The organism is Nocardiopsis alkaliphila YIM 80379 (assembly GCF_000341005.1).
Taxonomy (GTDB): domain Bacteria; phylum Actinomycetota; class Actinomycetes; order Streptosporangiales; family Streptosporangiaceae; genus Nocardiopsis; species Nocardiopsis alkaliphila.
Genome location: NZ_ANBD01000010.1, coordinates 1 through 23,358 on the forward strand (window position 1 = coordinate 1; position 23,358 = coordinate 23,358).

A 23,358-nucleotide genomic window follows, 5' to 3' on the forward strand; every position below is an offset into this window, starting at 1 on the left:
GTGAGCAGGTTCAAAAGCATGAGTGAGGGGTTGACGCAGAAAAGACGCCGGTCGCCGCGGAAGACCAGCGGGTGTGCGTGTTCTGTGTCGTCGAACCTTTTGCCGTACCAGCCGAAGTCTTCCAGCAGGCCGTCCCAGGCGTGTCCGGTCTTGAGGCCGGAGCCCTTCCACAGGCCCGGCATCTCCTCCAGTCGGGCGGGAGGGAGTGTGTCGAAGAAGGCCAGTGCTTGTTGGGGGCTGCCCGGATGTTCTTCCAGGCGCCGTAGTTCGTCACCTCGTGTGCTGTCGTAGGGGGACATGGCGTCACCTCTTGTCGGGGCGGTGGTGCTCGGGCCGAGCGTCGCGGTCGGTGGTGGCCACGGGAACCTCGTTTACGGGGTTGGGGTCGACGCTAGCCGGTGGCGGGTTCACTCTCCAGGAATGACGAGGCTCTTGGCTGAGAAGTGGACCGTCTGTGCCGGCCCAGGGGGCGGTCGGTGTTCCCGGTTCCTTCGCATGGAGGGCCGAGGTGTGGAGCGCTGTCCTGCTGTCCTGCTGTCGTGGGGGGCGGTGGGGTCGGGAGGCTCTGGGCCCCTCTCCGCGTTTGTACAGCTTGGGCTGTATCCATCTCGTTTTCGGAGGGCGCCGACCAGGGGTTCTGCTCGCTGCCAACGAAACTCCGGGCCTCTGCGACGTCTGTGCCCCCACCCCTGGCCTGACCCCCGATAAGGTTGACTTATCGGGGGTCAGGATTTCGGGCTCTTCGGGGGCTCGGAGTGCCAACGTAACCAAATACGTTACGTTGTAACGTTTCCAACTAAACGAAATTGTATGAGGCTAAGGGTGGGGCGAGCTGTCCGAGTGTCGGTTCTCGGCGGACCTGGCGACTTTTCACGTGAACTGGCGAACGACGTGGCGAGTTGCCAGCTGATCTGGCAAGGAGAGGTGCGAGTGCAGGGTTGCACCCGCTCCTCAGGGAGCAGACTGTGCAGGCTCAGCGCCCGAGACCAGGAAGTTGCCACCTCAGATGAGAGAGATCCGTCCCAGGGCTTCTCACTCGAAGTGGCGAACGCCTGGTCAGACCACACCGAGTTCGCCAACTCCGATGACAACCGACAGAGATTGTCGGTTCTCACCGGACCTGGCGACTCCTCACGCGAACTGGCGAGCGACGTGGCGAGTTGTCAGGTGATCTGGCAAGAACGGGCCATGGGTGGAGAGTTGTGCCTGCTCTCCTGTGGGCGCTCCGCCCACGCCGAACGCACCGATGCCCCGGCGGACTTTTTCCACACCTACAACCACCACCGGTGCCACACCGCACTCGACGACCAGCAGCCCGTCAGGTGCGTGAACAACCCTCCGGGCCAATACATCTAGGAGACCACCGCTCCGGGCACGACCAGGGTGCGGTGCTCGACCACGCTCTGCCAGGCCTTGGTGAGTTTGGGCATGAGCTCGTCGTCGAAGCCCACCCGTTTCCACATCATCTACTCGCCGTCGGTGGACGCGCTGGCACACATGGCCCTCGCACTCCGGGGGGCGAGGCAAGTATGGTCAGAGGTCCCGCAGCAGCTCGGTGAACTGTGGGCAACCAGGGGTACCCAGCGGACCCATCGCAGTCTTCCTTCAGGCTCAGCGCCGCTTACCGTGGACATCATGCCCCTCCCCACCTGGCTTCGACGCGGATCCACCCCCGAGCTACTCCCTGACCCACCCGGTCAGCAGCCCTGGCGTTGGCTCCTCGCATGTGCGCTCTTGACTGTGCTCCTGACGGTTCTTCTCGTGGTCTTTCTGGCCCCAGAACCTGCGATGACATGGTTGAGACTGCCCAAGTCGACCGCCCTCGTTGTATTGGTAGCGTTCTCGGCACTCCTGATCAGCAGCGCGGTACTCACCAGGTGGCCTGACCCGAATGACAGGAAGAAGGAACTCACCCGACTGGTCCTCCTCGGTTGGGTCGTGGGGTTCTGGGTGGTGGCCATCTTGTCGGGGACAGCATGGTTCGCAATGGACCGGCCACCGTTCGACCTACCCCAGAAGCTGGACGCGCAGGAGTTGGAGGCAATCACTACCCGCGCCTTCGCGATCATCACCGGGATGGGCGGGATCGCTCTCCTGGTCACGGCCTATCGCCGTCAACGCACCACCGAGCAGGACGCCGAGCGCGAGGATGTCCGACTGTTCACCGAGCGCTTCACCACCGCGTCCGAACAGCTCGGCCATGAAAAGCCAGCTGTCAGGCTCGCCGGGGTACACGCCTTGAACCACCTGGCCGACGACACCCGCAACGACGATCTGCGGCAGATGGTGATCGACGTGCTGTGCGCCTACCTGCGCATGCCCTGCGAACCTGCCCCGGACAACCTGCCGGACGAGGCAACCGAGAAGGAACGAAGTACCCACCGGGAACGCCAACTGGCCTATGAGTCCTTCCGCGAGGTCCGCCACACGATCATCGACGTTCTGGTGACCCGCCTGCGCCGTGACCCGTTTTGGCGGCTGATGAAGTACGACTTTTCCAGGGTCGTCTTCGACGGAGGGGACTTCACCGGGGCCCGGTTCCTCAGAGAGGAAGACGCCGTATCGTTCCGGGGTGCGCGCTTCAGAGGTGGGACGGTCCTGTTCGAGGATGCGTACCTGCTGGGCACAGCAGACTTCACCGATGCTGAGTTCGCCGGTGGCAAGGTGTCCTTCACCGGGGCGACCTTGGGCTGCAGTTTCGAACGGGCCCGGTTCTGCGGAGCGGACGTCTCCTTCGATCACACCAAGATCGCTGGTGCCTCCTTCCAGCACGCCAGGTTCGAGTCCCGCGATATCACCTTCTTCGGTGCCACCTTCGCCGGGTGGGTGGGCTTCAACCGCGCCCACTTCGACGGCGCCGCTGTGCTCATCCAAAGCAGCACGATCTCGGGGGATATGGACTTCGACCACGCGCGGTTCAACGGACCAGGGGGGATCGTTTTCAACAACAGCCTCATAGAGGACGGCGCTGTCGACTTCCAGGAGGCATGGCTCCTGGACGGCACTCTGAGCTTTGACAACATCACCCTGACCGGGCAGAGCAGGAGGAGAGCAAGGATCTCGTTCGGGCGTATCATTCTCGGAGAGACGCGGCTGTCCTTTGTGGGGGCGAGGCTCTTCAGCGGATACGTGAACTTCTCCACGGTCGAGTTCACGCACCGGGAGGCTGCACGGGAGTGCTTCCCTGCCGGGCTGGGTGAAGCGGTCGAGCCCGGCGATGCGGAGGTCCTACTTCCTGCTGAGTGGGCATGCACCGAAGAGCGCCCCCCTGCTGCTCCAGGTGCTCAACGGCGACCTGGCCGCCGGCTTCGCCCTGCACGAGAAGGACGTTGACCTCGCCGCGTGACTGGAGGTTCGAGAGCCCACTTCTCCCACGGTTACCTTCCGGATGATGCGGGCGGGCAGAATGCGCTCACGGTTTTTCCGGTCTCTCTTGCGAGACAAACTGTCGTACGCGGTCTCGTGCCTGATGGCAGCAGTTCCTTCAGCAACGCTCATCAGCGATGGGGCGTCATCCTCAAGTTGTTCCGGAAAGTAGATTGTCTGTGGTGCCTGCAAGGATCGTCTGATGGTGGACACGGTGGAACAGACTGACCTGCGTGCCTTGATTCTTCCCGTGGTCATAGACCTCAAAGACACGTGCACACATGACGAACTCCCCGACCTATGCCGGCGGCTCGGCCTGCCCCCTCCCCCTTCCAAGGAGGAAGGCAGCAAGGCCGACCGTCTCCAAGCCAGTCTCAAGGCGGTCACCGACACCGGTCTGGCGTCGATCACCGCCCTTCTCCTGGCCCAGGTGGCCCTGCCGATATCGCAACGTCGGCCTATCGAGGACGCTTTGTGGGCCGCGCAGGGGTCAGTAGAGATCTCTCAGCGAGTCCGGCGCGAGATCGCCCGCGCCCTGGACCTGGAAGACTTGACCCGATACCCCGGCCGATTCATGAATCTGCTTGGCAGGTTCTGGCTCCCCGACGACGGCCTGTTCGCTTCACCCACTCGGCAGGGCCTGCGGGCCGAGGTTGAACGGCACGTGCTGCGCAACCCGGGCGACTGGTCCACCGAAGAGCTGTTCGAAGTCCTTGGTGTCTTCACGGCACCCCATACCCGATTTACCCGGTTCCTGGAGGCGATGCTCGCCTCTGACCTGGCCCCTGACGAACAGATCCAGCGCCATCTGGTCGCGGCCGTTGATCCCCACCTGCGCACCACCGGCGTGGAACTGCGCGAGAACGGCACATCCGACGGATATCCCGTGTTCGCTCTTACACCTGTGGGTTTGGCCAGCAACCGGCGGCCCAAGAATCTCATCTTCGCTTCCAGTCGCAAGCCCGACTTGCGGTTCCGCAACGCTGTCGACAACGACATCGAGATCGTCGGCGACCTCGACCACGTTCTGGTCTACGACCGGCCGATCAGCCCCGACGGGCTGAGATGGCACGATCTCCAGGACTGGTGGCAACAGACTCGGCAGAGCGCCGACGCCCAGGCTGCCAAACGGGACCTCTACAACAGGATGCGCGCGAGCTTGCCCAGTAACTCCCAGGCCCAGGACAATCTCTTCTGCCTCTACCACCGTATCTTCGGTTCCGCCGTCCCCAGACTGCCGGCGCTACTGCCGGAAGTGTGGTTGCACTGGGATCCAAAGACGGTCCGCGACCGTGGCCCGGAAGCTTTACTCCGCTTCCGAATGGACTTCCTCCTGCTGCTACCGCACGGCCAGCGCGTGGTCCTGGAGGTCGACGGCTCCCAGCACTTCACCGACCGAACCAAGTACGCCAACGACATGCGCGCCGATCGCGAACTCAAGCTCGGTGGGTGCGAGGTCTTCCGGTTCGGCACTGAAGAGCTCGAACAAGAACTCAGGGCCATCCGAGTTCTGGAGGAGTTCTTCACCGCACTGTTCCGCCGCTTTGACGTCACCCCGCGGGATCTCCGGTAATGCGAGATCACCCGTGGTGCCAGAGTGAGCCTGGCAATGGTGTCGGCCAGGTAAAGGCCACTGAGAACGGAGAGCACACGTGACGATTTCCAACCTCGACTTTGAGGGAACAGAATTTGCCGATCCGGCAGGCTACGCCCACCTCCTCACCCCCGAGAGCACGATGTGCTGGTGGTGTCAGACTCGACCGGCCACCACCGGGGAGCACAAGTTCAAGCGCACCAGCCTGGCGCGCCTGATGGGCGATGGTCAGGTGCTGGTCTGGGGAGACGGAAAACAGCGGCGCGAAATCCGAGGAAAGGGCAGCCTCAAACGTGACCGCTATGGTGTAATCAAGTTCCCCAAGTCAATGTGCGCACCGTGTAACAACGACACTTCCAAGCCTTTCGACATCGCCTACGATACCTATGCACAGTACGTCGAGACGCACCTGTTGAGAATCATGCCGGGGATCGACCTGGGGTCGCTGTACGGCTCCGAGTGGCGGCAGAAGTCACTGGATCTGGCTCGATACCACGCCAAGCATTTCGGGTGCCGGATGGTCAGGGACCGCATCCCCGTACCGCAGTCGCTGCGCGATTTCATGGATGGTGCAGAGGACATGGACGATGGGCACATGGCGATCATCTCCACCGATTCCGTCAATAAAGTTTACGGGCGCGGGATGTCGATCAGTCCAAACGTGCCCTGGATAGCCCGCGACATGACGCGGTTCACTTCCTGCGTCATGGCTGCCTACATCGGCCCGATCGGCATCAGGTACGAATGGATTGCCGAAGGAATTCCAAATCAGGAGAGAGATCAATTCTTTCACCATCCGATTCCGGTGATCAACTATTTCCGGAACGAGAAAGATGTGGTGTTGGGGAAGACTCGAAAGCCGGGTCGCATTGCGCGGCTCCTGCAGTGGGCGTACGCGCCCTGAAATTTAAGCCTTCGCGCCCAGGTGCGGTTCAGGGATTAATGGACACCTCGGGCCGGTCGCATCAGGTGTGCAGCTCCCGGCATCCCTGGGTAGCGGCTTCAGTGAACTGTGCGGGCACTCCACGGGCTTGCTCACAAGCATGAGGCGCTCGGGGTCGACGGCGGTCTTGAGCAGGGCAAACTCGTACGTCCAGGTTATCGCCTGGTCCGTGAGCTTTGAGTCTTCTGCCTCGCCAACGAACTCAAGGATGCGGTCGATATCATTCTTGAAGGCGTTGGCGGCGTACTTAGCGCTTTTTTCGGATCACGGGTTTCCGCTAAAATGGATTGTTCGTCCGGTTCCACTAAGTTGATGAACTAGCGCTCCGGAAGACAAGGGGCCGAGATTGGCACTGGCGACATTTTAATAAGCCATCCCACCAGCACCACCCCCTGACTGAGGCGCCGCGCTGATACGGCTGCTTGGCAGGAGATGTTCTCATCAATGACGTTCAGGATCGCCATATATTAGGGAGAGTCGACCCGACTAAAGTAAGTCGGTGAGGGGCTGTCGACAAATCCTGCAATAATCCTCCTTGGCTCCCAATGCAGACCAATCGATCACCGACTTATGCCAGTCTTGGCCTTCGTCATAGCAACCGGTTTAGTCGGTCGAAGAGCTCTTGGAACCGACTACGGGTGGCTTCGTCGATCTGGTCGATCAGGTTGCTGGGCGAGCGCATGAGGTGGTTGGCCGGCTGGTAGTGGTCATAGCGGCCCCCGTGCAGGGCTTCGATCTGTTTAACGATGCGCCCGCCACCGTTGAGCTGGGTCTTGGTGAAACGGCCGACTTTGGAGACCCTGAGGAGCTTCAAGTACCAGCTGACATCGAAGAGGTCTTCGATGTCAGCTTCGTTGGTCCCGGTGATCTCAGTCAGGTAGACCAGGTGCCCGCTCGCCAATAGCCCGCGGTCGGCTAGGCGGGAGAGTCGTTGGTTGGCTCCAGCAGCCACGTCCATCAAAACTGTGACGGACAGGTGGCTTCCGCCGAACAGAGATACGAAAGCGGGGACCTTGTCTAGTCCGCCGGCCGGTGTGACGGTCCAGCGGGGATCGAGGGGACGGCCGCCCTTGGCCCTGATCAAGTCGCTCATGATGGTGAGGTAGACCACGTCGGAAGGGCCTTCCACGAGCAGTTGGTGAGGGCCGATGACCAAGGTCTGCGTCATGTCCACACCGAGCGCGCCCAGTAGCGGATACACGGTGTCGGGCCGTGCCTTCCAGATGTCCTGGCTGATCTTCGTTCCGTCGTTGTTGACGTCCTCCACCGTCCGGCAGCGGTCGAGCTTGGTCGGTTGGATCATGAACAACGAGTGCGTGGTGTAGATGACCTGGTGGTGCGGAGCGAGTCGTTCCTCGACATAGCGCAGAAGATCGGCCTGGGCCTTGGCATGCAGGTTCAGCCCGGGTTCGTCGAGCAGGATGATCCTCCGCTGCACGGTGTTCGTGTACTCGGAGAACGCCACCAGGAACGAGAAGAACCAGATGAACCCCTTGGAACGGCCGCCCATGCCCAGCGTGACCCGGTGACGCTGGTTCCTGATGCGGATTTTCAGCCACGGCACCGTCCGATGGGCGTTCTGCGGGGTTGGCTCCCTGCGGTAGTCGATGTCCAACTCCACGAGCAGGTCTTGGTTCTGATGCCAGTACTCGAAGAGCTGGTCGGTCAGCTCGTTGGCGGCAGCCTCAAGTGCTGCCTTGCGGCTCTCGTACTCGTCCTCGGTGAACTCGGCGGTGTCCACGCCGGCCAAGCGCAGCAAGGCCAGCGCGGTGCGCTCCTCGGGTTCTAGTTTGTCCTCGTCGACCTTCTGCAACCGCTCGATCGACACCTCGTCGGGTAGCACGTTGTACTCGTCGAAGTACTGGAAACTCGGTGCCCGCGAGTGGAGGATCTTGCGGATCTCCGCGTTCAGGTTTCGTTCGTCGAGGTCCTGCGCAAGGGAGACTGCTGCCTCGGCGTCTTGGTCAGCGCGCAAGGCGGCGACGAACTCTTCCTTGGTCTTGGCAGAGTAGCGATCCAAGCTCAGCCCAGCTTTGCCGGCCAAGTGCCGCACTGCGGCCAGTCCATCGATCGGCAAAGAGTAGAAAGCCTTGTCAGAGCCATACTCTCTGCTCACCTCGACGGTGGTCCCCCTGAGAGCTTGAGGCCCGAACTGGTCGGCGACGGCCTCCACATCGGCTTTTTCCAACTTGAACGTGACCTTGATCGGGGTGGTTCCGGGGATGGAGTCCCTGTCACGGGAACGGTGTCGACGAGGGTAGTCGTACAGCTCGTTGAAGCCGGTGGTGTGGCCGCTGGAGAGGGGCCGAATCCGGTAGAGGGCTTCGAGGGCGGCGGTTTTGCCTGACTCGTTCTTGCCGACCAGAGCGGTGACGTCACCGGCGAGGTCGAACTCGGTGGAGTCGGTGATGCTCTTGAACTTGGTGATGTGGGCGGACAGCAAACGCATCGACGTCCTCGTCTTCCTGCTTTGCCTAAAGCCGTGTGTGCCTGGTCAAGGGCACATCATGCTATTCCATGAGACCAGGGTCACGCTGGTGGATATCGACAGGTCTCTCACTCATGCCCTAGTGCGACGAAGCGCCTCGTTGCTAGTCCTTTGGGAGAACATCCCTTGGATCTAGCGGTTTCTCAGGTGAACTGCCGAGTGGTGTGGCAGGTTGTCAGATGATCTGGCGAGGAGGGGCCCATGGGCGACGGCCTGCATCTGCTGACAGGAGGCGCACCAAACGACCCGCGCGGCATGGAGCTCGGCTTTGTCGACGCTGACGGCGGTGAGCATCGGGTACCGCTGGCCGCAGCCGCGGGGGTGCCGTTTGAGCATGTGCGGCCGGTCAGGTCCTTCCCCACCTTCAAAGGGCAGCGCAACTTCCCCGGCTGGTACTACGCAGCCACCACACAAGGACACATCACGTTCGAGTCCTGGCTGGAGCGTGATCATCTGATGTGCCTGGACTTCGACCCCGAGGTCCGCGCCATCGCCGCACAGCCGTTCTGGCTGTTTTGGACTGCCGAAGACGGACGCGGACGCTCACATGCCCCTGACCTGTTCGCCCTCCGGAGGGACGGTTCGGCGCTGGTCGTGGACTCACGGCCTGCCGATCGGATCAAGCCACGCGACCAGCGGGCATTCGAGGCCACGCGCCAGGCTTGTTCGGAGCTGGGGTGGGATTACCGGGTGTGGGGCCAGGTCGACCCGGTGTTCGTAGCGAACGTGCGTTGGCTGGCGGGATACCGCCACGAGCGCTGTTACGACACCGCGGTCGCGGACCGGCTCAGGGTCGTTTTCGCTCAGGCGCTCCCTCTCATGCAAGGCGCGGCGGAGACGGGCGAGCCTTTGCGCACCCTGCCGGTGCTGTTCTATCTGATGTGGCGTGGCGAACTGGAGGTGAATCTGTCCCTGCTACTGGGAGAGCACACACCCGTGAGGGTGGCGAGGGGAGCCGTGCGGTGAACACTCTGGGGGTGTTGCGGGTCGGTGACCGCGTTGTTTTCGGGGGCGATGAGCACACGGTGGTCGCGCTCGCCGGAACATCGGTCCGGTTGGTGGCGGCGTCCGGGCGGCACTCGGTGGTGCTCCTGCCCTATCTGCTGTCGGCTGTCGACTTCGCTGTGATCGGAGTGCGGTCACCAGAGGGCTTCGCCCCTTTGGGGTTGTTGGACGGTGTTCCAGCCGAGGTGGCCGAGCGGGCCCGGTTGTGGGAGCGCCACCTCATCGAGGTGGAGAGCGGACACATGCCCGACTCCGACAGCAACGCCGCGCCCCGACCGGAGTACGACACTGCCCACACCACCTTGGCCCAACGCGAGGCAGCCAAGGCCCAGGAACTCACGGCCTTAGGGGTCGACTGCAAGCAGCGCACGGTCCAGCGGATGCGCCGACGCTACCGCGAACAAGGCGTGTGGGGGCTGGTCGATCAGCGCTTGGTCGGTCGCAACCGCCCCACGGGCAACGTCGATGAGCGTGTGGTTACCGCAACGGTGCACGTGATCGAGGCTCAGACACCGGCTTCCACCGGGACTAAAGCGCGGGTGATGGGCCAGGTGCGCCGTAGAGTGGAGGAAGAGCATGGGGCCGGTGTGGTGCCAATGCCCTCGACCTCGACGTTCTACCGGTTGCTGGACGTGTTGTCCGTGGGCCGCCACACCTTCGGGTCGGCAGCCACTCGCCGTTCTTCGGCCAACCGCCCCGCCCGACCGTTCACCCCGACCACGGCCGCTCGTCCTGGCGAGCAGGTCCAGATCGACACCACGCCCTTGGACGTGATGACGGTGATGGACGACGGCGTGATCGGCAGGGCCGAGTTGACCATCGCGGTCGACGTCGCCACACGCACCATCTGCTCCGCGCTCCTTCACCCCGCGCGGCCCAAGGCGGTGGACGCCTCGCTGCTGCTGGCCCGGATGCTGGTGCCCGAGCCGATGCGGCCTGGCTGGTCCGAGGCGCTGAGGATGTCGGCCTCGCGTATCCCGCACGCTCGACTGATGAGTGTCGACCAGCGGATGGAACACGCCGCGGCTAAACCAGTGATCGCTCCGGAGACCATCGTGATCGACCACGGCAAGGTCTTCGTCTCCGAGACGTTCCTGCGCGCCTGTCAGAGCCTGGGGGTCTCAGTCCAGCCCGCACACCCGGCAACCCCGACCGACAAGAGCGTGGTGGAGCGCACCTTCTCATCGATTAACACGCTGTTCTGCCAGCACGTGACCGGATACACCGGCCGGGATGTCACCCGCCGCGGCGCCCGAGTCGATGCGGACACGGTGTGGAACGTGGCCGATCTACAGGACCTGCTGGATGAGTGGGTGGTGGCCGGATGGCAGGTGCGCCCCCACGAGGGCCTGCGCCACCCATATGCGCCTGAGCGAATCCTGTCACCCAACGATGCCTATGCGGCGCTGGTCGCGGCGGCTGGGCACGTTCCGGTCGTGTTGGACCGCGATGCCTACATCGAACTGCTGCCCGCGGTGTGGCGATCCATCAACGATTACGGTGTGCAGATCGACTACCGCACCTACGACAGTGCTGAACTCAACCCTTACCGGCGCCAACCCTCGCCGATGAGCGCCAGGTCCGGCAAGTGGGAGATCCACTACGACCCCTACGACCTGAGCCGAGTTTGGGTACGCGACCACCACCGGGGCCAGGGCTGGATCGAGGCGCCCTGGGTCCACCAAGGGCTGGTCAACCGGCCCTTCGCTGACTTCACATGGCGCTATGCGCGCAGGCTCGCCACCAAGCGCGGAGTCGACACCACCAACGAGACCTCTTTGGCCGTGGTGCTGGCCGCACTGCTCCGCCGCTGCGAGGACGGCCCAAGCCCCGATCAAGCCGCCACCGCTCGGGCCAGGGTCTCCACCGATATGCCCCAACGCCCACGCGTTCCAACGCCCACGCCACAGGACCTGGACGAGGAAACCCGAGACGACGGGAACGGGATCGAACAGGAAGTGGAGACCGTAGCTAAGGTCATCCCGTTCGAGGAGTTCAACCCCTTCGAGGAAGGCAACGCCTGGTGAGCGTAGGAAACGAGGTCGGCACCCACTTCCCGCTGACGACCAGGGAAGGATGGGACGCCTTCGCCACCGCCGCCTTGCGACCAGCGCCGACACTGCTGCCCGCGCAGGACTTCCAGCGTCTGGACTCCACCGAGCGAACCGTTTACAACGAGGCGCGCCTGGACCATCATGCGCGGCTAGTCACGGTCACCACTCCCACGATGCGCTCCATCGTCACGACTGGCAACCAGTTGCTGGTGATCAACCGGCACCAGATCTCCGCCCGCCGCGGCCTCATCGTCACCGGGGCCCCAGGAACCGGGAAAACGACCGCGATCACCCAGTTCGGCAAGGCCCACCATTACAGCGTACGCCGCCGCCTCCCCAACGGGGCCGGCCGCATGCCGGTCGTGTACGTGACGGTCCCACCAGCTGCCACCCCCAAGATCCTGGCAGTGGAATTTGCTCGCTTCCTTGGGCTGCCGGTTAACACGCGCCACAGCCAGGTGGAGATCACCAACGCGGTCTGCTCGGTGCTGTGCGAGCTGGGCTGTGACCTGGTCATCGTGGACGAGATCCACAACCTCAACCTGGCAACCCGTTCCGGAGCCGAAGCCTCCGACCAACTCAAGTACCTGTCCGAGCGGATCCCGGCCACGTTCATCTATGCCGGGATCGACGTCGAGCACGCTGGTCTATTCGCCGGTCCACGCGGGCGACAGATCGCCGGACGCTTCGTCACCCAGCCCACCGAACCCTTCCGCCACTCCACCCCGCAACACCGCCGCGACTGGCAAGCCCTGGTGGCCAGACTCGAACACTCCCTGCGCCTGCACCACCACCGCGACGGCACACTCCTCGGGCAGGCCGCCTACCTTCATGATCGCTCTGCGGGCATGATCGGCAGCCTCACACACCTGATCAGAGCCGCTGCCAGTCAGGCGATCCACGATGGCAGCGAACGCATCACCAAATCCCTCCTGGAAGGCATCCCCGTGGACACCGCGGCCCAAGCCGCGACCCCGCCCAGGAGGCGCAGCCCCAAGCGGGTGAGCAACCGCAAGGCAGCCGGATGAAGGCATGGCAGACACCACCGCGCGCTCTACCCATCACCGTGCGCCCGATGGGCAATGAGAGCGTCCTCTCCTACGTCTACCGACTCGCCGAGGCCAACCACCTCCGCTACCCCACGCTGTTTCGACACATCGCACCATGTACTCCCGGCAAACACTGGCTTCCGCGCACCGAGGCCTACCTCAACGCCGCAGCCGTCCAACGGCTCGCCGTGTTGTGCGGACACAGCCCGCAAGGTCTGGCCCGCGCCCTTCCTCTGTTCCGTATCCCCTTCGCCCACGACCCCAGCACCGTCACAGACCAGCCCCAACTGTGGTCGCGCAAGTTCAGTCCGCAGCGGGCATGTCGGCGCTGTACCCTCCAGCTCGGATGGACCGGCGTCATCTTGCTGCACAACGCCGCGACCCGCCGCGTCTGCGAGCGCCACGGCATGTGGACGTACTGGGAACACCACGACCTCGCGACGACCCCCGAAGTCGTCAAGGCCCACCGGCAGTTCCGCAAGCTCATCGGGACACGCCCCCACGTCCTGTTTTGGTACCGGAGAGCCCGCCACATCATGAAGAGCGGCAAGGTACGAGAGCGGGGCTTCCCCAACGTTTTGCGGTGGAGAGAACGTGCGGCGCGCCTGGATGGTCCCGGACCCGGCAGCGCTTTGACGTTCCGGCGTTTGGAACTCATCCGGTTCCCCGAAACCGTGGCCCTCACCCGGTTCCTCACTGACCCCACGTGGGGGTGCCCTCCGAAAACGTTTGGCCCGGTGCCCCGCTCGTACCTCACGGCAGCGAGTGAGCGCACCGGGATCGAGCTGTTCACGCTCTGGTACCTCCTGATCCAAGAGCGCGCTGAGCAGGCCAAGCGCGATGGGTCAGGAAATCGCCAGTTCAGACGAGAAGAACACTCACTGTTCTTTCCCAGGTGAACTGGCGATCCCCAGGTCAGAGTGCCTAGCACTCGCCACTTCAAATGGGAACGGACAGAGATCGGCTCAGCTCCGAAGCCACGGCCTGGGCACCACCGTGTCGGCGGCCCGGGTGGACAGCGCTCCGCCGGCGCGGTTGCGGATCAGTAGCCCCGTGGTAGGGCGGACGAGTTCGTCCAGCAGCTCCTTCAGGGTGGCGAGCACCTGGGCATGCAGCGGTGCGGTACCCGCCGTCCAGGCGCCCTTTGCCGCGTCCCCGCACGCTGCCCTTTGCGGAGAGGCGGACGCCGGCCACGTCCAAAACGACGATCTCGGCCACCCGTGGACCGACGTGGTAGGCCAGGCCGCAGATCGCCCGGTCGCGCGGGTGTGCGTCGCGGTCCAGGATGCGCAGGAACCGCAGCAGAGTGCACTGGTCCAGGGCCCGGAGGGGCGGGCCAGGTGTTCGCGCACCACCTCCGGACGCCAGGAGCCGCGCAGGGCGAAGAAGGCGTCCACGGAGGCCAGCCGTGTGGTGAACGCGGGGAGCTCGCCGACCAGGTCCTCGGGCAGGTCAGGGTCGCGTTTCCAGAAGTAGAGGCTTCCGGAGTGCGGGTGCGGGATGGGTTCCGGCCCGCGCCTTCCTGCCGTGGCGGGACCGGAACCTTCAGGCTCAGCTACCGCAGCGGCCTGCGGCCTGGGCTGGCACCGGCACGTCCTCGGCCTTGCCGCGTTGGTCGCTGTCGGCCTTGACCACGTACACCTCCCATGGCTCCTTGCCGGGGCCGTGCACCCACACCTTGTTCTGGAGGGCGTAGCAGCAGGAGGTGTCGTTCTCGGCGAAGGTGGCCAGCCCGGCCTCCTTGAGCCGGTCGGCGGCGGCGTCGACCTGGGCGGTGGTCTCCACCTCCACGCCCAGGTGGTCCAGGTGGGTCTCCTGCCCCGGCTCACCCTCGATGAGGACGAGCTTGAGCGGGGGCTCAGCGAGGGCGAAGTTGGCGTAGCCGGGGCGGCGCTTGGTGGGCTCGACGCCGAAAAGCTTGGAGTAGAAGGTTACCGACGCCTCCAGGTCGGCGACGTTGAGGGCGAGCTGCATGCGGGACACGGGGGCCTCCACGAGTCTTGTATCGAAATTCATCGATTCAAGGTTGCGCCCTGTTTCGGAGCTTGTCAATATAGACGCATGTCGAATCAAGAGAGCGCGGTGGATGAGGCCGCTCCGATCTCCGGCACGGTCGCGGGCTGCTGTCCTGGATTGTTGACCACCCCTTTGGGTGAGGAGGAGGCCGTGGAGCCGGCCCGGGTCTTCAAGGCCCTGGGCGACCCGGTGCGGCTGCGGTTGCTGTCGATGATCGCCTCCCGGGCGGGGGGCGAGGTGTGCGTGTGCGACCTGACCTCCGCCTTCGAGCTGTCCCAGCCCACCATTTCCCACCACCTCAAACTGCTGCGCGAGGCCGGGCTGATCGCCGCCGAGCGGCGCGGCACCTGGGTGTATTACCGGCTGCTTCCAGAGACCACCGACCACCTGGCGCAGATCCTGACCCGCCGCACCGTGACGGCGGCCAAAGCGTGAGCGTCCCCGCTGGGACGGCCACGTCGAGGCGCCCGTCCTGATCGCCCTGGTCCACGTCGCGCTGTGGTCACAACGCTTCTTCACCAATGAGGAGGTACGCGGTGTCCAGCGCTGAGGTCCCGCGGGTGCTGTTCGTGTACGTGCACCCCGCCGGACGCTCCCAGATGGCGGCCGCGTTCCTGCACCACCTGGGTGCGGGGTGAGTGCGGGTGCACCCGGCCGGGCCCACCCCGGCCGACGCGGTCAACCCCGCCGTCGTACAGATCACGGCCCTGCCGCCAAATCCTGTAGCCATCCTCCAAGGAACCGCTATTTCATCGGATGAAGTCAGCGACCACCTGGCACATTCGGCGGAACACGCTCATCTGGAGGGCCTCCCGCACCGATCCAGGAGGAGGACCGCCAGGCCAACGTCCTCCTGAGACTCCGAAACCCCCGTTCTCACCTGGGATTTGCCAGACGATTACTCCTGATGAAAGATCCTTTCGTTTGATGTAATCGGCGGAAGGTGGCGGAGCGTGACCCGAGCCGGCACGGTGCCGGGGACGGCGGGGCTGCATCTGGCCGGTGGGACCACGCTGCTGCGCCCCGAGGAAGAGGAACAGGTCGCCGAGGCGATGCTGGAGGGCCGGCGCAACCAGCAGATGGCCCGCAACCTGGCCCTATCCACGATCGAGGGCCGCCACAACGCGGTGAGGGCGTTCCCCCGCCACGCCGATGCCTTGCCCTGGCAGTGGTCTGCGCAGATGGTCGACGAGTGGCTCGGGGACCTGCGAGCCGTCCGGCACCTGAAACAGTCCACCTTGCGCAACTACGCCGAGGCCGTCCGCTCCTTCTGCGCCTTCCTCACCGACCCCGCCTACGAGTGGGCCGCCGAGTGCGAGAAGAGGTTCGGCACCCACCCCACCCAGGTCTGCCACGAGTGGAACACCACCCACCACCTGTAAGAATCCGAAGCCGACCCTTCAAAGAGGGCCTTCACCCGCGCTGAGCTCCTGGCCTTCTTCGACCACGCCGACGACCAGGTCCACCGGGTGCGCGGGGCCGGCCGCAAGGGCCGGCTGCCCGCCTACCGCGACACGATCGGCCTCGACCTGCACTCGTTGCGGCGTTCCTACGTCACGCACCTGATCGAGGACGGCCGGGGCCCCGGTTCATCCAGGAACAGGTCGGCCACGAACACGCCTCCACCACCTCCCTCCACACCTGCGTCTCCTCGGACTTTCGCACCCGGACCCTGTGCAAGACGATGGATGCCACGATGAATGCGGCCCTGGACACCGGAAGGACGAAACGATGAAACGGCAGGTCAGCTACCAATGGCGGCTGCGCGAAATCATGGCCGAACACGGCATGTTCACCGCCACCGACCTCGCCCGCCCCCTGGCCGAACGCGGCATCGCGTTGTTCTCGGTCCAGGTCTGGGGCCTGGTCATCCAGAGCCCGAACGGCTCTCCCTGCCGGTCTTGGCCGCGCTCTGCGACATCTTCGAGTGCACACCCACCGACCTCATCGCCACCCGGGCCGAGAACGCCGCACCGCGGCGCACCGCCACCGGCGAGACGGCGGGCTCGCCGATGGGGTCGTGCCGCTGCGGCCCAAGCGCGCCCGGATCGATCCCAACGGTGGGTAGACCCTGCAAGCTGGCCGAGAAGGTGGACACGCTTTTGGATGACGGCACCGGGCGGCCGAATCCGCAGTTGGAGCCGCTGAGGGAAGCGATCCTGGCTATGCCCCGGCACGAAACAGTGCGTACATCCGCACTGCGTCAACTCGTGCTCCAGGCCCCCGCACCGGTCATCGCTCAGGTACTGGGGTTCCACAGCAAGACCACCACCCGAGTCGTTGCCCAAGCTGGGGGAACCTGGAACCGCTACGCCTCCAGCAACCAAAAACAGTGACCGGCGGGCGGGGATCCATGGGGAATGCAGATCACTGGATCAATGGCTCCTACCAGTCTCGGCCCCCATATCCGGGCCATGAACCACCCCGCTGTGGGCCAAGGCGTGGGTCAAGCCCCCGGTGATCGAGGTGTCGGCCTGGCATCCGGACTTCAAGCCCTCACCGAACCACTCACCTGGCACTAGGCACTCCTTACCGACACCCCAGGGTGCGGGGCCGGCTCCGGTGATCGCCGACCGTCTCTTGTGCCGTGCGCACGATCTCGGCCAGGTGGGAGTGGTGGGCGCCGGGCCAGTACACCCGGTCACACGCCGAACAGCGGGCGAAGGCATCGAAGGCGGCACGGGTGCCCGCCTGTAGTTCCGCGGCGACCCGCTGTTTGTCGGTGCCGACCAGCACGCCGTTGCACGCCGGGCAGCGTGTCCAGGGCGCCAGGTCGGGGACGAAGCGTTCCAAGACCTCGCGTAGTTGGTCATCGGGGCGCATGTGTCGGATGTGGGCGCCGGCGCGCAGGCCGGCGCGGCTGAGCAGTCCGCGGTCGCGGGTGAGCAGGACACGCCTTTCGGAGTTGGCCTGTTGGAACAGTGAGGGGTCGTCGCGGTCGTTGTCGTAGGCGGTGTCCAGGCCCAGGAGGCGCAGGCGTCGGGCCAGGGTGCCCAGGTGCACGTCCAGGAGAAAGCGCAAGGGAAGGGGTGTGGCCTGGGGGTAGGTCACCGGTGTGATGTCGATCCTCTGTCCGGGCGCGGGGATGGTGCCGGGTTCCACGGGGATCCCGTCCAGGAGTAGGGTGCCGACCTCGGTCATGGGCACGCCGTGCGATTGGACCAGGTGGGCCAGGGTGGAAGTGGAATCGGCACGCGCATGCAGGACCGTGTCCCGGCGGCGTGGGGCCAAAAAGAACCGTAGTTCGGGTGCGAAGCACAGTTCCAGGGTGGGTTCCATCGGCCGAGTATGCCATCGTGCGGGCCCGGCGGCCTTTTTCATCGGCGCTGCAATGGGCGCTGGGAGCAAGATCGTTTCCGTTCCCGCCCCGTGTTCGAACATTCCGGGGGCCGAAAACGGGTTGTCGGTGACCCTGAGGGCGGGAAGGATGCTGACGGCGGCTTCGAGATCGACCCCGTACCGGGGCTCGCCCAGGGCTGTTCTGCCTCGACCACTTCCGTCGAGGCGCCGATGGAGAGGAAGAACGCAGATGATTCGCAGGCTTCAAGCGATCGTACTGGACTGCCCCGACCCGGCACGGCTCGCGGAGTTCTACGCGCACTTGCTCGGCGGACAGGTCGTACAGGACCCTGAGGACCCCGATTGGGTGGAGGTGCGCGGGTTCGAGGGCACACCGCTGGCCTTCCAACGGACACCGGACTACCGCCCACCGAAGTGGCCAGGCCGGCAGAGCCCTCAACAGATGCACCTGGACTTCGACGTGGACGACATCGAAGCCGACGAGAAGCGGGTGCTCGCACTCGGAGCCACCGTGTTGGAACGCACCGACCAGCTGAACCCTCAGGCCAATTGGCGGGTCTACGCCGACCCGGCCGGACACCCTTTCTGTCTGTGCCTGCACTGAACGTGGTCGGTTGGGCGTTGAAAGGTCACCTCTGCAAGGGCTGTGTGAGACGCACCAGGTTGCCCGAGAGGTCACAAAAGGCACAGTCGCGCACACCGTAGGGCTGGTCCACGGGCTCTTGGACGGCCTCGCCGCCTGCGGCCGCGACGCGTTCGAAGGCGGCGTCACAGTCCTCGGTGGCCAAGACAGGACCGGCTAGGCTGGGGGCTCCCCTGCCCCCTACATGAGGTCGAGAACATGGGTCCGGTCGTCACCGCTGTCAGTAGCAGTTCCGAGCACACGTTCAGTAAGGCCAACCGGTCCGGGATCCGGTTGGTGGCGGGGCTGGGGGTGGAGGGGGACGCTCACCTGGGGCGAACGGTCAAGCACCGCTCCCGGGTCAGGGTCGATCCCACGCAGCCGAATCTGCGTCAGGTGCACCTGATCCACGCCGAGTTGTTCGACGAGGTCGCCGAGGCCGGGTTCGTGGTGGAGCCGGGGCAGATGGGTGAGAACATCACCACGCGTGGGGTGGACCTGTTGGGGCTGGGGCAAGGCACGGTCCTGGAGTTGGGGCGGGCTCGGGTGGAGGTCACCGGGTTGCGTAACCCGTGCGCGCAGATCGATGACTTTTCTCCCGGGTTGCTCAAGCAGATGGTCTACCGGGACCGGTCCGGTACGTTGGTGCGTCGGGCCGGGGTGATGGGCGTGGTGCTCGTCGGTGGTGAGGTGGCGCCGGGAACACCGATCGGGGTACGGGTTCCACCGGGGGCCCATGTGCCTTTGGAACGGGTTTAGGGGTGTGACCGCAAGCGGCCTTGAGGCCGCCACCGTTTCGCGTCGGGCCGATGGCTCACCGCTTCGGGGGTTTGCGAGGCGGGTCACTGGTGGTGGCCGTTCAGGAGGTGTCCGGTCGGTGTTTGCGGCCGTGGGTGGCGGTGTAGGTGGTTTCCAGCCAGGGGGCGAGGTCTTCGACGAGTTCGTGGAGATGGGCGGGGTCGGCGCCGGGGTGGTGTGCGGTGTGGGCCGCGGCGCGCATCTGGTGGTGGCGTTGGGGGTGGTAGTGGCCGAAGACGTCCGTGGCCAGGTCCAGGTCGCTGGTCCAGCCACCCCAGGTGGGCATGACCAGGGTGAACCCGGTGCGGACGAGGCGGCGCCCCACCCGGCGGGCCAGGGAGGTGGTGTCGGTGTCGGCTCGGTTCAGGGCGTGGCGCCAGCGGGGTAGGACCAGGTGCAGGTCACCGTTGGTCTGGCGGGCCAGCAGGGAGTCGGGCCGGTAGGTGGGCAGCTGTTCGGCCAGGTCGGGGCCGAGTAGGGGTGTGCACAGGCAGGCCACGAAGAACCCGCCGTCCTGTTCGCTCAGGGGCCGCAGCATGGAGGTGGTGTGTTCGAGCAGGATGCCGCCGCCGTTGATGGTGGTGAAGTCGGCGTCCAGTTGCGTCATCAACTCTTGGGCCCGGGCCTGATCGTGTGCGGTGGGCGGGGTGTGCAGCAGGGCCAGGGCGTCCAGGTCCGAGGTGGTGGGGGTGGCGGTGCCGCGGGGGATGCTGCCGTACAGGTAGGCGCTGTGCAGGCGGGGGCCGAAGAGTCGGGGCAGGCGGGTTCTTAGGGCGGTGATGACCGGGGCGAAGGCGCTGGGGATGCGTTCCAGGGAGCCTTCGCGGGCGATGGTGCCGTCGGGACGCACGCCTTGCGGTGGGGGCTGCGGTGTCATGGGGGTAGGTTCCCAAGGGCGGTGGCGGTGGGCAAGCCGATTCGGGTCGGTGGGGCTCTGGGGGATCTGTTCGGGTGGTGGCCTTGAAGGGGTCCGGTTAGGGTGCTGGGCAGTGTCGGCGCAGTGGGCGCCGTCACCTTGGGGTGAGGAGCGTGCCCATGTCCGATCTCGTGCGGGATTTGCGGGCCGCCGTGGGGGCGGAGACGGTGATCACCGACCCGGAGGTGATGGCCGGGTACGCGCACGATGAGGCCGAATGGGCGCCTTTCGGTGGGCCGGTGGCGGTGGTGCGTCCCCACGAGAGTGAGCAGGTGGCGCGGGTGGTGCGTGCGTGTGTGGAGCACGGGGTGCCGGTGGTGGCGCGTGGGGCCGGTACGGGGTTGTCGGGGGCGGCCAATTCCGGGCGGGGCTGGGTGGTGGTCTCCTTCGAGCGGATGAATCGGGTGTTGGGGGTGGATCCGGTTCAGCAGAGCGCGACGGTGCAGCCTGGGGTGGTCAACGACGATCTGCGAGAGCGGGTGGCTCGGGACGGGTTGTGGTATCCGCCGGACCCGGCTTCGGCGCCGTGGTCGACGATCGGTGGGAACGTGGCCACCAACGCGGGTGGGTTGTGCTGTGTCAAGTACGGGGTCACGCGTGACTACGTGTTGGGGATGGAAGTGGTCACCGGTACGGGGCAGGTGGTGCGGTTGGGGCGGACCACCGCCAAGGGGGTGACCGGTTATGACCTGACCGGGTTGATGGTGGGTTCGGAGGGCACCTTGGGGTTGGTGACCGAGGTGACGTTGCGGTTGGTGCCGTTGCGCCGTGGTGTGGAGCACACGGTGGTGGGTTACTTCGATTCGTTGGCCGATGCGGGGCGCGCGGTGGCGTCGGTGTCGGCGGCGGGGGTGGTGCCTTCGGCGATGGAGTTGATCGACCGGTTCTGTCTGCGTGCGGTGGATGAGTGGAAGAACATGGGGTTGTCGGCCGAGGGTGAGGTGTTGCTGTTGGCGCGCAGTGACCTACCCGGGCAGTCGGGCCAGGAGGAGGCCGACCGCATCTTGGCGTGTTTCGAGGGTCAGGGTGCGGTGTACGCGGTGCGGTCCACCGATGAGGAGGAGGCCCAGGCGCTTTTCGAGGCGCGCCGGTTGGCCTATCCGGCCCTGGAGCGGTTGGGTCCGTTGTTGACCGAGGACGTGTGCGTGCCCAAGGCGCGGGTGCCGCGGATGTTGGAGGCCATCGAAGAGGTGGCACGACGGTTCGATACTCACATCGGCAACATCGCGCACGCGGGCGATGGGAACCTGCATCCATTGTTCATCGTTCCGGCCGGGGATGAGGCTGCCAAAAAGCGCGCGGAGCAGGCGTTCGAGGTGATCGTGGACGAGGCTTTGGCGTTGGGCGGCACGGTCACCGGTGAGCATGGGGTGGGGTTGTTGAAGATGCGTGGGGCCGCCGAGGAGTTGGGGCCGCAGGTGGTGGGGATGCATCGGGCGATCAAGGCGGCCTTGGATCCGCATGGGGTGCTCAACCCGGGCAAGGTGTTCGTCTGAAATCTTGATCGAAGGATCTCCCGGAGCCGTGGGCGGGTGACTCCGTCCATGGCTTGGTGGTGAAGGGGAGGTCTGGGAACCCGGGGCGGGGCGGGCTGCGTCTGAGTGTGGGAAACCGCACTGAGAGGAAGTGTTCCCTGATGTCTGGTGGTGTCCTGGCCCTGTTGGCCGTGGCTGTGGTGGTCATCATCGCTTTGGCGTTGAGGAACGGGGCGGCCGAGCGTGCGCGGGGTGAGGTTCTGCGGGGGTGGGCGCGGGAGCGGGGGTGGGGTTTTGACCGTGAGCGTCCCGAGTTGGTGGATCGTTTCGCGGGTGTTCCGTTCAAGGAGGGGCCTTCGAACGCCAAGGCCGTTCACGTGTTGTCGGCCGAGCATCGTGGGTGCCGGGTGTTGGCCTATGAGTACTCCTACACCGGTGGTGAGGATGGGCGGGGTGCGAGCGCCGTGCGTCGGTTCTTCATCGTCGCGGTGTCGACTCCACCGACGCCGGTGCTGGAGGTGTGCGTCGAACATGGGGGGTGTGCGGTCTCGGGTGGGCCGGATGTGCACGGTCTGCGGACGGGGGATGGGGCTTTCGATGAGGTCTTCGGTGTCTGTTGTGGTGATGAGGCCTTCGCCGTGACGGTGCTGGACGCACCGGTGCGGGCCTGGTTGTTGGAGCGGCCCAAGGAGCGAACTCCGTTCCGGTTCATCGGTGATCACCTGTTGACCTGGGCCGAGGGTGGGTTGGAGCCGGACGCGGTGGTGGCTTCGGCTGATGTGCTCATCGATCTGCTCGAGCGTGTGCCCGCTCGGGCGTGGGAGGGCACACGAGGTTGAGGGGCGGGGGCGGTCTCAGGTCGTGGGTGGTGGTCGGGTCGGGGTTCCTCGGGTGGTGGGGTGAATAAAGGGGCTTTGGTGGGTAGGGCGGCCAACGTGGCACGGGACTTGTGCAGGACCGACTGAACGCGATGTTTCGCAGGAGGATGTCATGGCACAGGAATTGACCGGTAGGACGGTGGCGATCTTGGCCGCCGACGGGGTCGAGCAGGTGGAGTTGGTCGAGCCCCGTGAGGCGTTGTCGGAGGCCGGCGCCCGGGTGGAGTTGGTCTCTTTGGGTGAAGGGCCGATCCAGGCCATGAACGGTGACATCGAGCCGGCCGACCGCTTCGACGTGGACCGTCAGGTCTCCAAGGTGGGGGTTCAGGACTATGACGCCTTGGTGGTGCCGGGTGGCACCATCAATCCTGACAACCTGCGCTCGGACGCCGATGCGGTGGCGTTCGTGCGTGGTTTCGTGGATCAGGGCAAGCCGGTGGCGGCGATCTGTCACGGTCCGTGGGTTCTGGTGGAGGCCGATGTGGTGCGTGGGCGCACGGTGACCTCCTACCCCAGTCTTCGTACCGACATCCGTAACGCCGGGGGCACGGTGGTGGATGAGGAGGTGGTCACCGACCAGGGCATCACCACCAGTCGTAATCCCGGTGATCTGGCCGCGTTCAACGCGCGGATCGTGCGGGAGTTCGCGGGCTGAGGCGTGGGCGTCTCTGGTTCGTCCGGGGTTCGGTCGGGGCGGGGGAGTTGCGTGTGAGGCGACCCGGCCGCCGTGTCGAGGTCGCAGACTTGGGTTCGAAGGACGATTTCACCGCGTCGGGTGTGGGGAGGTCGAAGTCCCCTGCTCGGGGTGGGTAAAGCCCGTGGGGCCGCCGGTGTCACCGGCGGGCCCCCCGGGG

Annotated in this window: 22 protein-coding genes and 3 pseudogenes (1 of these 25 only partly in view); 17 read left to right on the top strand and 8 right to left on the bottom strand. The window is 65.3% G+C overall.

Features of this window, described 5'->3' with window-relative positions; all coding sequences use genetic code 11:
* Positions 1 to 299, bottom strand: a 299-nt coding sequence (locus tag D472_RS0101230; protein WP_017602681.1) for a GXWXG domain-containing protein, incomplete at its 3' end; no start/stop codon positions are given.
* A gap of 925 nt (positions 300 to 1,224) precedes the next feature.
* On the opposite strand from D472_RS0101230, the pseudogene D472_RS28925 reads away from it, so the two are divergent.
* From D472_RS28925 to D472_RS0101255, 4 genes and pseudogenes are all read left to right on the top strand, one after another.
* Positions 1,225 to 1,356 (top strand): annotated as a pseudogene (locus D472_RS28925) (IS481 family transposase); the annotation flags it as partial.
* A 123-nt stretch (positions 1,357 to 1,479) separates the two neighbouring features.
* Positions 1,480 to 3,333: a pentapeptide repeat-containing protein gene (locus D472_RS27025; RefSeq protein WP_051045913.1), complete on the top strand. Its 1,854-nt coding sequence runs from the start codon at positions 1,480 to 1,482 to the stop codon at positions 3,331 to 3,333.
* A 247-nt stretch (positions 3,334 to 3,580) separates the two neighbouring features.
* The gene (locus D472_RS0101250) at positions 3,581 to 4,939 is read left to right on the top strand and encodes an AbiJ-related protein (RefSeq protein ID WP_026117271.1); all 1,359 of its coding nucleotides are present in this window, start codon (positions 3,581 to 3,583) and stop codon (positions 4,937 to 4,939) included.
* A 79-nt stretch (positions 4,940 to 5,018) separates the two neighbouring features.
* Positions 5,019 to 5,864 carry a hypothetical protein gene (locus D472_RS0101255; protein WP_017602686.1) on the top strand — a complete coding sequence of 282 codons (846 nt, stop codon included), beginning with the start codon at positions 5,019 to 5,021 and terminating at the stop codon, positions 5,862 to 5,864.
* Positions 5,865 to 6,492: 628 nt separating this feature from the next.
* On the opposite strand, the gene D472_RS0101260 is transcribed toward D472_RS0101255, so the two are convergent.
* Complete coding sequence (locus D472_RS0101260) at positions 6,493 to 8,352, bottom strand: ATP-dependent nuclease (protein WP_017602687.1); 1,860 nt, start codon at positions 8,350 to 8,352, stop codon at positions 6,493 to 6,495.
* A gap of 240 nt (positions 8,353 to 8,592) precedes the next feature.
* Between D472_RS0101260 and D472_RS0101270 the strand changes: the two genes are divergently transcribed.
* From D472_RS0101270 to D472_RS0101285, 4 genes are read left to right on the top strand one after another with little or no spacing between them, the layout of a single operon-like run.
* Positions 8,593 to 9,357, top strand: a complete 765-nt coding sequence (locus D472_RS0101270) for a TnsA-like heteromeric transposase endonuclease subunit (RefSeq protein ID WP_017602688.1) — start codon at positions 8,593 to 8,595, stop codon at positions 9,355 to 9,357.
* Entirely contained in the window at positions 9,354 to 11,423 is a 2,070-nt protein-coding gene (locus D472_RS0101275) for a Mu transposase C-terminal domain-containing protein (protein WP_017602689.1), read from the top strand. The genes D472_RS0101270 and D472_RS0101275 overlap by 4 nt, the downstream gene beginning before the upstream one ends.
* The gene (locus tag D472_RS0101280) at positions 11,420 to 12,478 is read left to right on the top strand and encodes an ATP-binding protein (RefSeq protein WP_017602690.1); all 1,059 of its coding nucleotides are present in this window, start codon (positions 11,420 to 11,422) and stop codon (positions 12,476 to 12,478) included. Before D472_RS0101275 ends, D472_RS0101280 begins: the two co-directional genes overlap by 4 nt.
* Positions 12,475 to 13,398, top strand: coding sequence for a TniQ family protein (locus D472_RS0101285; protein WP_017602691.1), 924 nt, complete (start codon positions 12,475 to 12,477; stop codon positions 13,396 to 13,398). The genes D472_RS0101280 and D472_RS0101285 overlap by 4 nt, the downstream gene beginning before the upstream one ends.
* Positions 13,399 to 13,464: 66 nt before the next feature.
* Here D472_RS0101285 and D472_RS28530 read toward each other — a convergent pair whose 3' ends face one another.
* Together D472_RS28530 and D472_RS0101300 are read right to left on the bottom strand one after the other, a co-directional pair.
* On the bottom strand, positions 13,465 to 13,602 hold the full coding sequence (locus tag D472_RS28530; protein ID WP_017602692.1) for a hypothetical protein: 138 nt from the start codon (positions 13,600 to 13,602) through the stop codon (positions 13,465 to 13,467).
* Between the two features lie 448 nt (positions 13,603 to 14,050).
* Complete coding sequence (locus D472_RS0101300; RefSeq protein ID WP_033302916.1) at positions 14,051 to 14,482, bottom strand: ArsI/CadI family heavy metal resistance metalloenzyme; 432 nt, start codon at positions 14,480 to 14,482, stop codon at positions 14,051 to 14,053.
* Positions 14,483 to 14,560: 78 nt separating this feature from the next.
* Here D472_RS0101300 and D472_RS0101305 point away from each other — a divergent pair, with 78 nt between their 5' ends.
* The 4 genes and pseudogenes from D472_RS0101305 to D472_RS28935 all read left to right on the top strand — a co-directional run bounded on the left by D472_RS0101305 (position 14,561) and on the right by D472_RS28935 (position 16,851).
* Positions 14,561 to 14,950: an ArsR/SmtB family transcription factor gene (locus D472_RS0101305; RefSeq protein ID WP_026117273.1), complete on the top strand. Its 390-nt coding sequence runs from the start codon at positions 14,561 to 14,563 to the stop codon at positions 14,948 to 14,950.
* 86 nt (positions 14,951 to 15,036) lie between these two features.
* Positions 15,037 to 15,217: pseudogene (locus D472_RS28930) on the top strand (phosphotyrosine protein phosphatase); the annotation flags it as partial.
* 251 nt (positions 15,218 to 15,468) lie between these two features.
* Complete coding sequence (locus D472_RS28805; RefSeq protein WP_017602697.1) at positions 15,469 to 15,897, top strand: hypothetical protein; 429 nt, start codon at positions 15,469 to 15,471, stop codon at positions 15,895 to 15,897.
* 372 nt (positions 15,898 to 16,269) lie between these two features.
* A complete protein-coding gene (locus D472_RS28935; protein WP_275040582.1) occupies positions 16,270 to 16,851 on the top strand; it encodes a helix-turn-helix domain-containing protein in 582 nt (193 codons plus the stop codon).
* A 193-nt stretch (positions 16,852 to 17,044) separates the two neighbouring features.
* Here D472_RS28935 and D472_RS0101330 read toward each other — a convergent pair whose 3' ends face one another.
* Entirely contained in the window at positions 17,045 to 17,794 is a 750-nt protein-coding gene (locus tag D472_RS0101330) for a Mut7-C RNAse domain-containing protein (RefSeq protein WP_017602701.1), read from the bottom strand.
* A gap of 250 nt (positions 17,795 to 18,044) precedes the next feature.
* Between D472_RS0101330 and D472_RS0101335 the strand changes: the two genes are divergently transcribed.
* The gene (locus tag D472_RS0101335; protein WP_017602702.1) at positions 18,045 to 18,419 is read left to right on the top strand and encodes a VOC family protein; all 375 of its coding nucleotides are present in this window, start codon (positions 18,045 to 18,047) and stop codon (positions 18,417 to 18,419) included.
* 25 nt (positions 18,420 to 18,444) lie between these two features.
* Here the strand turns inward: D472_RS0101335 and D472_RS27935 are convergent.
* Positions 18,445 to 18,606: pseudogene (locus D472_RS27935) on the bottom strand (VOC family protein); the annotation flags it as partial.
* 50 nt (positions 18,607 to 18,656) lie between these two features.
* On the opposite strand from D472_RS27935, the gene D472_RS0101345 reads away from it, so the two are divergent.
* A complete protein-coding gene (locus tag D472_RS0101345; RefSeq protein ID WP_017602704.1) occupies positions 18,657 to 19,196 on the top strand; it encodes an MOSC domain-containing protein in 540 nt (179 codons plus the stop codon).
* 100 nt (positions 19,197 to 19,296) lie between these two features.
* On the opposite strand, the gene D472_RS0101350 is transcribed toward D472_RS0101345, so the two are convergent.
* Positions 19,297 to 20,112 (bottom strand): nucleotidyltransferase domain-containing protein, encoded by an 816-nt coding sequence (locus D472_RS0101350; RefSeq protein WP_033302905.1) that lies wholly within the window; start codon positions 20,110 to 20,112, stop codon positions 19,297 to 19,299.
* A 158-nt stretch (positions 20,113 to 20,270) separates the two neighbouring features.
* On the opposite strand from D472_RS0101350, the gene D472_RS0101355 reads away from it, so the two are divergent.
* From D472_RS0101355 to D472_RS0101365, 3 genes are all read left to right on the top strand, one after another.
* Positions 20,271 to 21,647 (top strand): FAD-binding oxidoreductase, encoded by a 1,377-nt coding sequence (locus D472_RS0101355; RefSeq protein ID WP_017602706.1) that lies wholly within the window; start codon positions 20,271 to 20,273, stop codon positions 21,645 to 21,647.
* Between the two features lie 140 nt (positions 21,648 to 21,787).
* A complete protein-coding gene (locus tag D472_RS0101360; RefSeq protein ID WP_017602707.1) occupies positions 21,788 to 22,465 on the top strand; it encodes a hypothetical protein in 678 nt (225 codons plus the stop codon).
* A gap of 151 nt (positions 22,466 to 22,616) precedes the next feature.
* Positions 22,617 to 23,159: a type 1 glutamine amidotransferase domain-containing protein gene (locus tag D472_RS0101365; protein ID WP_017602708.1), complete on the top strand. Its 543-nt coding sequence runs from the start codon at positions 22,617 to 22,619 to the stop codon at positions 23,157 to 23,159.
* 108 nt (positions 23,160 to 23,267) lie between these two features.
* Here the strand turns inward: D472_RS0101365 and D472_RS24545 are convergent, their stop codons facing one another.
* Positions 23,268 to 23,358: the 3' portion of a methionine/alanine import family NSS transporter small subunit gene (locus D472_RS24545; RefSeq protein ID WP_017602709.1), read on the bottom strand. 116 nt of this gene lie beyond the right edge of the window; 91 of the gene's 207 nt are visible here — the last part of the coding sequence; its start codon lies beyond the right edge, outside the window; it ends in the stop codon at positions 23,268 to 23,270.